General features: G+C 58.5%; 12 protein-coding genes. 4 read left to right on the top strand and 8 right to left on the bottom strand.

Annotated elements, in window-relative coordinates; all coding sequences use genetic code 11:
• Positions 1-44 precede the first annotated feature (44 nt).
• The 3 genes from MWH26_RS11325 to MWH26_RS11315 all read right to left on the bottom strand — a co-directional run bounded on the left by MWH26_RS11325 (position 45) and on the right by MWH26_RS11315 (position 3,043).
• Positions 45-530 (bottom strand): dihydrofolate reductase, encoded by a 486-nt coding sequence (locus tag MWH26_RS11325; RefSeq protein ID WP_247974376.1) that lies wholly within the window; start codon positions 528-530, stop codon positions 45-47.
• 217 nt (positions 531-747) lie between these two features.
• On the bottom strand, positions 748-1,719 hold the full coding sequence (gene fmt / locus MWH26_RS11320) for a methionyl-tRNA formyltransferase (protein WP_247974375.1): 972 nt from the start codon (positions 1,717-1,719) through the stop codon (positions 748-750).
• A gap of 58 nt (positions 1,720-1,777) precedes the next feature.
• A complete protein-coding gene (locus tag MWH26_RS11315) occupies positions 1,778-3,043 on the bottom strand; it encodes an exo-beta-N-acetylmuramidase NamZ family protein (protein WP_244696725.1) in 1,266 nt (421 codons plus the stop codon).
• Positions 3,044-3,160: 117 nt separating this feature from the next.
• Between MWH26_RS11315 and MWH26_RS11310 the strand changes: the two genes are divergently transcribed.
• On the top strand, positions 3,161-4,309 hold the full coding sequence (locus MWH26_RS11310; RefSeq protein WP_247974374.1) for an ABC transporter permease: 1,149 nt from the start codon (positions 3,161-3,163) through the stop codon (positions 4,307-4,309).
• A gap of 226 nt (positions 4,310-4,535) precedes the next feature.
• Here MWH26_RS11310 and MWH26_RS11305 read toward each other — a convergent pair whose 3' ends face one another.
• Positions 4,536-5,222, bottom strand: coding sequence for a peptidoglycan DD-metalloendopeptidase family protein (locus MWH26_RS11305; RefSeq protein ID WP_247974373.1), 687 nt, complete (start codon positions 5,220-5,222; stop codon positions 4,536-4,538).
• Positions 5,223-5,471: 249 nt separating this feature from the next.
• On the opposite strand from MWH26_RS11305, the gene MWH26_RS11300 reads away from it, so the two are divergent.
• Both MWH26_RS11300 and MWH26_RS11295 read left to right on the top strand, forming a co-directional pair.
• Complete coding sequence (locus MWH26_RS11300) at positions 5,472-6,578, top strand: ferredoxin--NADP reductase (RefSeq protein ID WP_247974372.1); 1,107 nt, start codon at positions 5,472-5,474, stop codon at positions 6,576-6,578.
• 273 nt (positions 6,579-6,851) lie between these two features.
• Positions 6,852-8,591 carry a M3 family oligoendopeptidase gene (locus MWH26_RS11295; protein WP_247974371.1) on the top strand — a complete coding sequence of 580 codons (1,740 nt, stop codon included), beginning with the start codon at positions 6,852-6,854 and terminating at the stop codon, positions 8,589-8,591.
• A 249-nt stretch (positions 8,592-8,840) separates the two neighbouring features.
• On the opposite strand, the gene MWH26_RS11290 is transcribed toward MWH26_RS11295, so the two are convergent.
• Positions 8,841-9,428, bottom strand: a complete 588-nt coding sequence (locus MWH26_RS11290; RefSeq protein WP_244696721.1) for a hypothetical protein — start codon at positions 9,426-9,428, stop codon at positions 8,841-8,843.
• A gap of 292 nt (positions 9,429-9,720) precedes the next feature.
• Between MWH26_RS11290 and thiL the strand changes: the two genes are divergently transcribed.
• Positions 9,721-10,743, top strand: coding sequence for a thiamine-phosphate kinase (gene thiL, locus MWH26_RS11285; RefSeq protein ID WP_247974370.1), 1,023 nt, complete (start codon positions 9,721-9,723; stop codon positions 10,741-10,743).
• Between the two features lie 175 nt (positions 10,744-10,918).
• On the opposite strand, the gene MWH26_RS11280 is transcribed toward thiL, so the two are convergent.
• The 3 genes from MWH26_RS11280 to MWH26_RS11270 form a co-directional block, all read right to left on the bottom strand.
• Positions 10,919-11,293 (bottom strand): hypothetical protein, encoded by a 375-nt coding sequence (locus MWH26_RS11280; RefSeq protein WP_171593189.1) that lies wholly within the window; start codon positions 11,291-11,293, stop codon positions 10,919-10,921.
• A 436-nt stretch (positions 11,294-11,729) separates the two neighbouring features.
• Positions 11,730-13,139: a 23S rRNA (uracil(1939)-C(5))-methyltransferase RlmD gene (gene rlmD, locus MWH26_RS11275; RefSeq protein ID WP_247974369.1), complete on the bottom strand. Its 1,410-nt coding sequence runs from the start codon at positions 13,137-13,139 to the stop codon at positions 11,730-11,732.
• 14 nt (positions 13,140-13,153) lie between these two features.
• Positions 13,154-13,453, bottom strand: coding sequence for a hypothetical protein (locus MWH26_RS11270; protein ID WP_247974368.1), 300 nt, complete (start codon positions 13,451-13,453; stop codon positions 13,154-13,156).
• Positions 13,454-13,478: the final 25 nt, after the last annotated feature.

Raw genomic sequence — 13,478 nt, 5'->3', positions numbered from 1 at the left:
CCAAGCTGTCAAATCTACTAAAGCACTGAATTATTACCTCGCCGCTACCGGCGCCGCAGGGTCACGAAGCTGAAGGCGTAGGCGTGCTTCTCGTCAGGTTCGTGCCGCTCCCGGGATTCTTCGCGCCATTCTGCTGGGCTCAGCGGCGGGAAGGTCACATCACCCTCAAATGAATGGTGTACTTCAGTCAGGTACACCACGTCGGCGGCGGGTAGGGCTTGGCGGTATATTTCTCCACCCCCGATAATGAATACTTCCTCATCCAGGGCACGAGCTGCTTCCAGGGCTTGTAGCACACCAAAGGCCGTCTGACAGCCTTCTGCCTGCCAGTCGGTCTGGCGGGTTACCACTAGGTTGATCCGATTAGGGAGAGGGCGGCCGATGCTCTCGAAGGTGCGCCGACCCATGACGATGGGATGGCCCTGGGTGAGCTGCTTGAAGTGTTTTAAATCCAGGGGCAAGTGCCAGAGCAGCCGGTTTTCTCCCCCAATAACGCCGTTTTCAGCTACAGCTACTACGAGTGCAGTCATATGTGATAGTAGGTAGGTACAGAGTGAAAATAGGTTAGGTGCATGAGGCCGGAGACAAGCGTCCCGTCGTACTGCTCCGGACTATCAGAACAGTGTCATTCCGAGCAAAGCGAGGAATCTGGGTTACCTTTTTTTGCTGGAAGCCAGATTCCTCGCTTTGCTCGGAATGACAAAAATACGTGCTGGAGCCCCGCTGCTGGGGTGCTTCGTTATACGGTTAGCCGGCCAGCGAGGCGACATTGAAGCCCCGCAGAAACTCAACCACGGGCATCCGCTTTTTGCCTTCCAGCTGCACGGCCAGCAAATCCAGCAGGCCGTTGGCAGTTTGCACGCGCAGGTAGTGGCGGCCGTCGGTAAACCAGCGGCCGGGGGTGGAAACGTCGGGTCCACTGGCTTCCTCATCGTCGAGGGGCTGAGCCTTGAACACCTTGAGCGTGCGGCCATCGGGTAGCTGGGTAAAGGCCGTGGGAAGGGGGGAGAGGCCGCGGACCAGGTTGGCCAAGGCCGGCGCCGATTGGTGAAAATCTAGGCGGCCAGTTTCCTTTTGGAGCTTGGGCGCCGGTCGCAACTCAGGCAGCTCGGGTTGCGGGATGCTAGGCGCCGTGCCCGCCGCAATGGCCTGCACGGAGCGCAAGGCCAGCTGGGCACCGGCTGTTTTCAGCTTTTCATATAAGGTGCCAAAGTCATCTTCGGGGTCAATATCCACAGCATCCTGGTAAATCAGGTTACCAGTGTCGATTTCGTGACGCAGGAAAAAGCTGGTGACGCCCGTGCGCGTATCGCCGTGAATGAGGGCCCAGTTGATGGGTGCTGCCCCGCGGTACTGGGGCAGCAAGGAAGCGTGAATGTTAATGGAGCCCAACCGCGGCATGTTCCAAACGGCTTCGGGCAGCATGCGGAAGGCCACAACTACCTGCAAATCGGCAGCGTAGCTTTGCAGCTCCTGCTGAAACTCGGGAGCCTTCAGGTTGGTCGGCTGCAGCACCGGTACACCGTGGCGCCCAGCGGCCTGCTTCACCGCTGACTCCTGGAGCTGCCGCCCCCGGCCGGCGGGCTTGTCGGGAGCCGTTACCACAGCCACTACCTGGCCACCGGGCCAAGCTAGTAAGGCTTCGAGGGTAGGCACCGCGAATTCGGGCGTGCCCATAAAAATGAGACGGAGGGGAGTTGATGCGGCCAGTGAAGTCATAGGGGCAAAGGTAGAAATCCTGGCCTCCTGAGCCGCGTAGGTTAGGAGGCCAGGATTTCTACTTGAAATCAGGGTAGAGCAGATACTTCTGGCGGAGCGCCTTGTACTGGCCCAGCTTCGGCTCCCAGGACTGGCGGATTTCCTGCTCAGTTTTGCCGGCTATGATTTGCTGGCGCAGGGCGGCGGTGCCCGCCAACCGCTCAAAGCCTTTGTTAAAGAAATTGGCTTTGTCGGTGCTCTGCTGGTAGAAATCGAGCAGGTATTTCAGCGTAAAACCCACCTCGTTACCAGTTTGGCGCAAATCTAGGCCGTAGCAAAGCTTGCCGTTTTGGGGTGGGGAGGTGGAGGCGGTGTTGGGGGTCGGGGTAAAGCTGAACGGGCGGGTTTTGGGCTGGGTGGGCGCGCCAATCACCTCAAAAGGTGTAGCCGTGCCCCGACCCACGCTCACGTCGGTGCCTTCAAACAGGCATAGGCTGGCGTAAAGCGCCACGGAGTGGGCCGTGGGCAGGTTGGGGGAGGGGCGCACCGGCAGTTCGTAGCGCGTCTCGTGGGTGTAGCCCTGCATGGGAATGACGGTTAGGCGGCACTGGCGTTTGCCCTCCAGCCACTTTTCCCCGTTAATCATCTGGGCCAGCTCGCCTACCGTCAGGCCGTGCACAATGGGAATGGGGTGCATGCCCACGAAGGTTTTAAACTCGGGCTCTAGCACGGGCCCATCCACGTACCAGCCGTTAGGATTGGGGCGGTCCAGCACCAGTATCTCCTTGTTTTGCTCCGCCGCCGCTTCCATCACGTAGTGCATAGTGCTAATGAACGTGTAGAAGCGCGTGCCCACATCCTGAATGTCGAAAATCAGCACATCCACGTCGCGCAGCATTTCCGTGGTAGGCTTTTTAGTGGCCCCGTACAAGCTGAGAGCGGGCAAACCACTACGGGCATCCTTGCCGTCCTTGATGGTGGCGCCATCGGCAGCTTCGCCCCGGAAGCCGTGCTCCGGCCCGAAAATCACTCGCACATTCGCGCCTTGGGCCAGCAGCGTATCAACCAAAAAGGCCCTTCCTACCTTGGCCGACTGGTTAACCACCACGCCTACCCGCTTGCCTTTCAGAAGCGGCAGGTACCGGCTGAACTGCTCGGCTCCCACGCGCAAAGGCTCGGCGGCCGGCAGTAGCACTTGGGGCGGAGAGGCCAGCGTTTGCCGCAGGGGAGCATTACTGGTATCCGGTGCAGGCTGCTTGGCGGCTGAGGCTGCTTGGGGCGCGCGGGCGCAGTCAGAAAGGAAAAGAGAAAGGCCTAGTAGGCTCGCAGACAGGATGGAAGGCATAGGCGGGGCGGGAAAGTGGAAAACTGCCGGGATTCGTCTAGCTTTACGCCGGTGAACGTCTCGCAGTACATATCTAATAAGATCGATGGGGCCGATGCAGGTTCATTTACCTCGTCGGTGACAAAGATAGCCATCATCAGCATTGCCATGGGATTGGCCGTGATGGTGGTGTCGTTTGCTATTCTGGAGGGCTTCCGCAACGAAATCCAGAACAAAATCTTCTCCTTCGGCTCCCACTTGCAAATCAGCAAGTACGATACCAATAACTCCCTGGAAGTAGAGCCCATTGGGGGGCCACGGCTGGTAAAGCAGCTGCAACACAACCCACAGGTATCTTCCATCCAGCCGTTTGCCCGCAAAACGGCCATCATTAAAACCAAGGAGGAAGTGCTAGGGGTAGTGCTGAAAGGCATTGACGAGAAAAGCGGCCGCTCGCCCATGCGCCAAAATCTGGTCAGCGGCAAGTTTCTGACGTTCTCGGACACGGCCGCCAGCAACGACGTGCTGCTCTCGCGCAAGGTGGCCGATAAGCTCCGCCTTAAGCCCGGCGACAAGGCCCTGTTCTACTTCATCCAGAACCCGCCCCGGGTGCGCCAGTTCACGGTGCGCGGCATCTACCAAACCGGCCTCGACGAGTTCGACGAAGCCTACGTCATCGGCGACATTCAGCAGGTGCGCGACCTAACCAGTTGGCCCGACTCGCTGGTGGGTGGGCTGGAAATCACGCTCAAGGACTTCAACCGCCTGGACCCCGTAGCTGACAACCTTTACGAGAACCTGCGCTACGACTTAAAACTGGACAAAATCACGGACCAGTACGCCCAGCTCTTCGACTGGCTGAAGCTGCTGAACCGCAACGTGGTTATCTTCCTGGTGCTGATCATCTTCGTGGCCACGTTCAACATGGTAGCCACCATCTTCATTATGATTCTGGAGCGCACCAACATGATTGGGGTGCTCAAGGCCATCGGAGCTACGGATAACCAAATTCGGAGCATGTTCTTTTTCCGGGGCCTGAGCCTGACGGTGCGGGGCATGTTCTATGGCAACCTGATTGGGCTGGGCTTCTGCGCCGTTCAGTACTTTTTCCACCCCATCCCGCTGGACCCCGAAAACTACTACATGGATCGGGTGCCGATTCACTGGGACCCGCTGATGATAGTGGTGCTCAACGCCGCTACCTTCCTCACCTCCCTGCTGGCCGTCCTAATTCCGACCTACCTGATTTCGCGCATTAAGCCCGTAGTAGCCATCAAATTCGACTAAGGCTTAGCCTGGTTTTTTGCGGCGACCCACAAAAGCATGCGGAGAGTAGTCGAGACAGAAGCTTATAACTTCAGATAGTATAAAGCCTGTCATCCTGAGCGGAGCGAAGGACCTTCTCACGTCAGAACGCTTGTCGTTTCAACATGAGAAAGTCCTTCGCTCCGCTCAGGATGACAGGCTTTTTTACAGAACTTGGCCGGACGCATCCGTTAGGGAAAGTGGCCCACTACAGCCACTGGCTCTGCAAAATCAGGTTAGGATCGGGGCAGAGGGCAGCCCACTTCTCGCGCTCCTCCACCAGTCCTACCCCCGGAAAGTCGCCGGAGCGGCCTTCCAAGTCGGCAATTACTTGGAAGTGCAGGTGGGGCGGCCAGTCGCCGTTTTCGGGGGCGGGGCCTACCTCCGTGAAGGTGTCGCCTTTTTCGATGCGCATGCCGGGGCGAAGCAGCAAGGTTTCGCGGCGGGTGAGGTGGCCGTAGAGGGTGTAGAAAACGGTGTCTTCGAGTTGGTGCTGCAAAATGACGGTAGGGCCATAGTCGCCGAAGTTGTCGTTGTCCTGCACGCTGTGCACTACCGCGTCGAGGGGGGCCAGCACGGGCGTACCGGCCCGCAGCCACACATCCACGCCTAGGTGCAGGGAGCGGGCGGGCACGGTGGGGTCGCCGAACAGGCCGGGGCTGCGGCGGTAAATCACCCGGTTTTCCAGGTAGCCGCCTACCCCAATATGCGCATCTTGAGCCGCCAGGAGCCGCGCCACCAACTCCTCAAAGGCGGGCGTGTCGCGCAGATCGGCGTTCTGAAGCAGCGGATTGGCGGCCGTAAAATCGAGGCGGGCTACATCGGGGGCGCTGAGGTCTACGGGTAGAACCGGGCCGAATTCGTGCTGATGGCGTTCGAGTAGGGAAGCGAGCATGGAAAAAAAGTCAGGAGTGGCAGCACGCGAAGCGAGGTACCTAGAGGGAAGTCAGGAGGAAACCGTTGCGCGACTACGTATTAAACCTTTGGCTGCCCAGGCGAGTAGGTGGCGGTACGAAGCCGCCGCCCCAAGTAGCCGCAAGATTTTGTACGTAGCATCAACGCGGCGCAAGCTACAGCGTACGCCACATTATCCCGTATTTTCGCCCTTTATTCAGCCCAGACTTTCAGTCCCAAGTCCTCTTCCATGAGCAGTGCCTACCTAACGCTTACTGTCGTTGAGCTAACCCAGGAAACGCCCGATGCAGTTACCATTCACTTCGAACGTCCCGACCGTCAGGCAATTGCCTGCCAGCCCGGCCAGTTTCTGACGTTGATTTTACCTTGTGGCCCCGGCGGAAAAAAGGAGCGCCGGGCTTACTCCCTGAGCAGCACCCCCAATGAAGCGCCGCGCCTGGCCGTAACAGTGAAGCGGGTAGCGGGCGGTCTGGTCAGCAACTATCTGCTTGATACGGTGCGAGTAGGGCAGCAGCTGGAAGTGATGGCCCCACTGGGCAACTTCACGCTGGTGCCCCAGCCCAAGTCGGCCCGCTCCATTGTGCTAATAGGGGCCGGCTCGGGCATTACGCCCCTGATGAGCATGCTCAAGGCGGTGCTGCGCGAGGAGCCCCAAAGCCATGTGCTGCTCGTGTACGGCAACCGCAACGAGGAAGCGGTGATTTTTGCTACCCAGCTCCGCCAGCTGGAGCAGCAGTACGCCGGTCGTTTTCAGGTGGAGCACGTGTATAGCCAGCCCAAGAATCCTACTAGTGGGCACCTGCACACCGGCCGCCTCAACCGCACCATGCTCCTGCGCATTCTGGAGCAGCGCCACCAGTTTCCGGCTGCTCAGGCCGAGTACTTCCTCTGCGGGCCCGATGGCCTGATGGTAGAAGCGCAGGCGGCCCTGGAGCTGCTTGGAGTGCCCGCCAGCCGCGTCCGCCGCGAGAGTTTCGTAGCCGCCGCCGACGCTTCCGAAACGGCGGCTGCCCAGCCCAGCGGCCACGGCGACGTATCGACGGCACCCGACGATACGCCCGGGGCCTATACTGTCACCATCAACTATGAGGGGTCAGAATACCAATTCCCCGTGGCGCCCAACCAAACGATTCTGGAGGCCGCCCTCGATCAGGACATCGATTTGCCCTACTCCTGCCAGGCGGGGCTGTGCACGGCCTGCCGCGGCAAGTGCCTTTCGGGCAAGGTGCATCTTGATGAGCGGGAAGGCTTATCGGATGCGGAAATAAAACAGGGCTACGTGCTGACTTGCGTTGGTCACCCGCTGACCAGCGACGTAGTAATTGAAATCGACTAGCCAGCTGCCGCCGGTTGTGAGCCCGAGAAAAATAATTCGGTATTCTTGAGCTTCCTTCAGCGGCGGCGCGTACGTGGATAGGGCCCTTCCAGTCTGGTGCGGGCGGTACTGCTGGCTCGGGATTAAATACATATCCCAGTAAACCCAAGGCGGCAAAACTGATCTATGAACAAGCAACATTATGTTGCTACATTGTTCAAACTTACGAAGCCCGTTTCTGGTAGTACCTTCTCCGGCAACCAGTGCGGTCTGCTTCTACTTTCTGATTCGATTATGACATACTCCGCTCCCGCGGCCGAGCTGGCAACTGAAACCCAGCGGCCGCCCCGGCACTACCTTCCTGAGTCGTTTACTGTTACGGATTGGGAGGCCATTGAACCCTTCTTTATTGAACTGCGCGACCGGGCCATTCACTCGGCTCAGGAACTGGAGCAGTGGCTCTTAAACCGCTCAGAGCTGGAAGCGGTACTGAGCGAGGATTTGGCTTGGCGCTACATCCGCATGACCTGCGACACCCAAGACCAGCCCCAGGCGGAGGCGTTCCAGTACTTCGTGAGCGAAATTGAGCCCAACGTGGCGCCCTACGACCACGCCCTGAACGAGAAGATGATGGCTTCTCCGTTCCTGGACGAGCTAGACCCGGCCCGCTACCGGGTGTTCGTGCGCTCAGTGCGCCAGGCCCTGGAAATCTACCGGGCCGAAAACATTTCGCTCAAAACTGAAATCAGCACCAAGCAGCAGCAGTACGCCGCCATTGCCGGTGCCATGACGGTAACGCTGGATGGGGAAGAGCTAACCCTGCCCCGGGCCGCCGACCGCCTCAAAAGTCCCGACCGTACCGTGCGTGAGCAGGCTTGGCGGGCCATTCAGGAGCGCCGCCTGCGGGATGCTCAGCCTCTGGACGTGCTCTATACCGAACTCATTCAGCTACGCCATCAGGTAGCGCGCAACGCGGGTTTTTCTAACTTCCGCGACTACATGTTTGCGGCCCTGGGCCGCTTCGATTATACCCCGCAGGACACCTTTAACTTCCACCAGGCCATCCGCGAAACGGTGGTGCCCCTGATTGACGACCTGGACCTGGAACGCCGCCAGGACTTGGCCCTGCCTGAGCTGCGCCCCTGGGACCTAGACGTGGACGTATCGGGCAAGGCGCCGCTACGGCCGTTTGAAACGGGCGAGGAGTTGCTGGAGAAAACCGTCACGGTGTTCGACCGCCTCGACCCCTTCCTGGGCCAGTGCCTGCGCACCATGCGCGACATGGGCAACCTCGACCTGGAATCTCGCAAGGGCAAGGCGCCCGGCGGCTACAACTACCCCCTGGATGAAACCGGCGTGCCGTTCATTTTCATGAATGCCACCAGTTCCCTGCGCGACGTGGTAACCATGCTGCACGAGGGCGGCCATGCCGTGCACTCCTTCCTGACCCGCCGCCTACCCCTCGGGGCCGACAAGCACCCCCCATCTGAGGTAGCGGAGTTGGCATCCATGAGCATGGAGCTGATCAGCATGGACCACTGGAACGTGTTCTTCACGGATGAGGATGAGCTGCGCCGAGCCAAGAAAACCCACCTCGAAAGCGTGCTCGAAACCTTTCCTTGGGTAGCTACCATCGATAAGTTTCAGCACTGGGTGTACGAAAACCCGAACCACACGCTGGCCGAGCGCCACCAGCACTGGACGCGCATTTTCGATGAGTTCAACCAGCGCACCGTGAGCTGGCAGGGACTGGAGCACGCCAAGCCCTACCTCTGGCAGAAGCAGCTTCACCTGTACGAGGTTCCGTTCTACTACATCGAGTACGCCATGGCCCAGCTCGGGGCCATTGCCGTGTGGCGCAACTTCCGCCAGAATCCGCAGGCGGCTCTGCAGGGCTATCAGCGCGCTTTGGCCCTGGGCTACACCGCCCCCATTAGCGAAATCTACGCCGCCGCCGGTATTCGTTTCGACTTCAGCACGGAGTACCTGCGTACTCTCGCCGACTTCGTGCGCGACGAAATGGCCAAGTTGTAAGCAAGAATTTGCTTTAACCAAACAGGGGCAGCCGAACACTTCGGCTGCCCCTGTTTGGTTATATACTGTATGTCACGCAAGGCAAATGCTTCGCTACCCCATAAAGTACACCTGAAACGCTCAGGGGTAAGAAGTCTAAGCTGCCGTTTGTCCTTCCGACGTAAGAGGAATCTGGGTTAGACTCCAAGGGCTTAACCTAGATTCCTCCTGCGTCGGGATGACAAACGGCGTGAGGTTCGCTGCAACCGACTAGTTCTGCAGCGTGAACAGGGGTAGGGGCTTGAGCTTGATGTACTTGCCACCTAGCTGCTCTAGCTCAGCAGTATGCACTTGCAGGTAGTTGTTGAAGCGACTCGCGGCCTGGTCATAACGGACGCGGAAGCTAACCAACTCCGCATCGGCGGACTGAATCTGGTCAGTGAGGGTTTTGACGGGTGCCGATGGCTCCCGGTCAGCGGGCAGGGCCACGGCGTACACCACGCGTAGCAAGGAATCCTGGGCCGCGTCGTAGGCATCAATCCGCGCCGATTCGGCCATGGTTTGCTGGTCGTAGCGGCGGCGCACTAGCCGGTCGTTGGCGTACTGCAACTGAGCCAGCTGCGTCCGGTCGATGCCGGGTTGGGCGCTTAGTTCCCGCAGCAGCTGGCGGGTGTCGCGCAGCTTGCCATCGTCGGAGGCCACCATTTCGCTCCAACGCGAGTCCACTGAATCCTGTAAAATATCGAGCTGTACTTTGACGGCCTGGGCCGAGGCCGGATCAATGCTCTTGGGGGTGCGGTTGCAGCTAATCGTAGTAAGGGTGGCCAGGGCCAGAAACAGGGAAGTAAGACGCTTCATAGAAGGACAAAAGAGAGTAGCAGTAGGCCAACGAATATTCCCCAAAAAACGCTCATTAAACAAGCGCAACTACTTGAAATTATACTACTGTATTAGCTGCTAGCCGCGCGAAAAAGCAGGGCCAGAATGCCCGGCCGCGGGACCCGGAGGTAGCGCCAAGCTAAGCCGCTGGCCTTAACGCCGCGTAGCCCGTGTTCGTACTAGTCGTCCGGCAGCGTACCTTTGCGCCCACTTCCTGTTGCCCCGCCGGGGTAGCAGCACCAGGCTTCTCCTTCGTATCCTTATTGCCTCTATGACGCCCCTCGATAAAGTCGGCGAATTTGGTCTGATCCGCCGAATTCAGGAAAACATTCAGCTTACCCAGCCTAGCACCATTCTGGGCATCGGCGACGACGCCGCTATTCTGGCCCCGCCTGCCGGGCAGGAGGTCGTTATCAGCACGGACCTGTTGGTGGAAGGCGTCCATTTCGACCTCACGTTCTGCCCGCTCAAGCACCTAGGGTACAAAGCCGTGGCCGTGAACGTCTCGGATATTGCCGCCATGAATGCCCTGCCCACCCAGCTGGTAGTAGCCCTAAGCGTGCCTTCGCGCTTTTCCGTAGAAGCCATCGACGAGCTGTACCAAGGCATGCGCCTGGCCTGCGAGGCCTACAACGTGGATTTGGTGGGCGGCGACACTACCGCCAGCCGCTCGGGCCTGACCATTGGTATTACGGCCCTGGGGCAGGTAGCTGCCGGCGAGGCCGTGCGCCGCAGCGGAGCCGGTCCCAACGACCTGATTTGCGTAACCGGCGACTTAGGCGGCGCTTTCCTAGGCCTGCAGGTGCTGGAACGCGAAAAGCAAGCCTGGCAAGCCGACCCCGAAACCCAGCCTGAGCTAGAGAAGTACCCCTACGTGCTCCAGCGCCAACTGCGCCCCGAGGCCCGCATGGACGTAGTGCACGAACTGCGCGATTTGGGCGTGGCGCCCACCAGCATGATTGACGTGTCGGACGGGCTGGCTTCCGAGGTGCTGCACCTGTGCCAGGCCAGCGGCACCGGAGCCCGCATCTTCACCGAAAACCTGCCCATTGCCAACCCTACCCTGGAGGTAGCCGAGGAATTCAACCTCGACCCCATCATGTGCATGCTCAACGGCGGCGAGGACTACGAACTCCTGTTTACCGTGCCCCTCTCAGCCCACGATAAACTCAAAAACCACCCCGATATCACCATCATCGGCCACATGGTCGACAAGAGCGAGGGCGCCAACCTCATTACCAAAGCCGGCCAGCCCGTGCCGCTCCGCGCCCAGGGTTTCCAGCATTTCGAGTAACACACCCGTCATTGCGAGCCGGAGGCGAAGCAATCCGTCCTGTACAAAGTGCTACCCTTGAAAACGCGACAAGCCCTTACCTCCACCACGGAAGTAAGGGCTTGTCAACTTATTAGGTGTGTGGCGAAAGACAGGAAGGATGGCTTCGGTGCTCTCGCCATGACCAACGTTTTGGCTAATCCTCGGGGTAGGGGATGTAGACGAAGTTGGTAAACTCCTCGTCCAGCACGAACAGGCAGCAATACTCATCGGCGTCGCGGTAGGTGCTCTGGAAGGCTTCGATGCCCTCCTGGCCCACAATGCCCTGCTGCACAAACAGCTCTAGGTAGCTGGCGAAAACATGCCACTCCAGGTTGGCTTCGTCGGCGTTGATCAGCAGGCCACCCAGCGGCACTTCTTGACGGGCAAATACAAAGATGGGATACTTCGAAATATCCCGCTTGCGGATTTGAGAAGAAGCCTCGCTGAGCGTATCAGAAACGGCAGCGAAATCCTTGGTGATGGTGCCGAGGTATTTGCCGTTCAGTTCGGGGTCGTTGGTGTAATCCATGTTGGGGTTTTATGCAAGTCTGATAGGTTTCCACAACAAGTAGAAAGCTATGCCATAAGCGAGTCCATTAGTTGCTGCTGCAGATATCAATATGAAATTTAAATGCTGCATGTCGACTTCTGTACTCTTTCGAAAAACGAAAGTCAAAGACGATACGATGAATATCATTAATCCATACATGCACATAGTTAAAGCAAACTGAACGAGGTTTAGCCTACTGTGCAGACGCTTAATGTATTTTCTGGGTAATTGAATAAAAAGGACATTATAGGCTAAACTCACAAACCAAGAGAAGCAAGAAAACCATAGCATATCTTTCCCTAGGGAATAATCCCAGAAATAGTATAATCCTGCTAAAATAGATACTTGCATAGCTGTCCAGCCTGCAATAAAGGCTGAGAACGAAGCAAGGGAATAGCTATTCATAACATGTAGTCTACTTCAACTCCAGCAGCACCACATTCTCCACGTGGTGGGTGTGCGGGAACATATCTACGGGCTGCACTTTCACCACTTTATAAGCCTCATCTAGCAGCTCTAGGTCGCGGGCCTGGGTGCCGGGGTTGCAGCTGACGTACACGATGCGGGGGGCGCGCATTTCCAGTAGGCGAGCTACTACGTCGGGGTGCATGCCGGCGCGGGGCGGGTCGGTGATGACCACGTCGGGGCGGCCGTGCCGGGCAATGAACTCGGCGTTGAGCACGTCCTTCATGTCGCCGGCGTAAAACTCCGTGTTGGTCGTGCTGTTAATCTCGGAGTTAATGTAGGCGTCTTTCACCGCCGACTCCACGTACTCCACACCCACTACGTGCTTGGCCTGCCGGGCCACAAAGTTGGCAATGGTACCAGCGCCCGTGTAAAGGTCATACACCAGTTCTGAGCCGGTGAGCTGGGCAAACTCGCGGGTGATTTTGTAAAGGTTGTAGGCGCCTTCCGAGTTGGTTTGGTAGAACGATTTCGGCCCCACGCGGAAGCGCAACCCTTCCATTTCCTCGTGAATAAACGGCTCGCCCTTGTAGCACACCACCTCCAGGTCGTGGAAGGTTTCGTTGCCCTTATCGTTGAGCACGTAGTTCAGGGAGGTTATCTGCGGGAACCGCTCATAGATGAAATCTAGCAAAGGCAGCAGGGCATCATGGGCGTAGTAGCACTGCAGAATCACCATCAGGTCGCCGCTGTTGGCCGTTCGGATGATGAGGTTGCGCAAAAAGCCCTGCTGGGTTACCAGGTTGTTAAAGGGTAGGTCGTGCTCCAGGGCGTAGTCGCGGATGGCCAGCCGAATCTGGTTGCTGGGGTCGGGTTGCAGCCAGCAGTGGTTCACGTCCAGGATCTTATCGAAGCGGGCCGGCGTGTGAAAGCCCAGCACGCGCCGCTCGTAATCGTGGCCGCTGTTGATTTGCTCGTTAGTCAGCCAGCCGTTGTGGCTGAAGGTGTATTCGAGCTTGTTGCGGTAGTACGTCTGGTCGGGGGAGGGTTGGATGGGTAGGATTTCTGGCAGGGCTACTTTGCCAATGCGCTGCAAGGTGTCGGCCACCTGCTGATGCTTGAACTTGAGTTGAGTTTCGTAGGCCAAGTGCTGCCACTTACAGCCCCCGCAGGTGCCAAAATGCTCACAGAACGGCGTTACGCGCAGGTCGGAGTACTTGTGGAAGTGCGTGGGCACGGCTTCCAGAAAGTTCTTTTTAGCCTTGGTTACGCGCAGGTCCACCACGTCGCCGGGTGCCACTTGCGTTACAAAAATGACCAGGTTCTCGCGGCGCACCAGGCATTTGCCCTCCGCTACCATGTCGGTAATTTCGACCTCGCGGAGCAGTTCCGCCGGAATGTTTTTTACTGATTTCCTCACAAGAGCAAAGGTAATCACGGATTCAGACGGATGTTGAGGATGACGCGGATTTCGTAGGGTAGCGGGGCCACTGGAACGCCAGGTGGCGGGCATGAAAGGGCGCGGGCATGCTCTCCTAGCTGCCACCTCCGGCGGCTGTGGTAAGTCAGAGAGGTTGAGTTGGGGCGGGTGAGGTAGTGCGGCTGCGTGCCGGGTAGCAACGGGTAGGTCAGAGCCAGCCAGGGCCGCCGGTTACCTTTCAGTAAAGCCAAGGTTGCGGTGGGCCTGGGCGTAGGCAACGTCCGGGCCAGCAGCCCCACCAGTTGCAGCAACAACGCCAGCCAGTAGCAGGCAGGGCCG

This window comes from Hymenobacter sublimis, from assembly GCF_023101345.1.
Taxonomy (GTDB): Bacteria; Bacteroidota; Bacteroidia; order Cytophagales; family Hymenobacteraceae; genus Hymenobacter; species Hymenobacter sublimis.
This window is presented reverse-complemented; position numbering and strand designations above follow the sequence as displayed.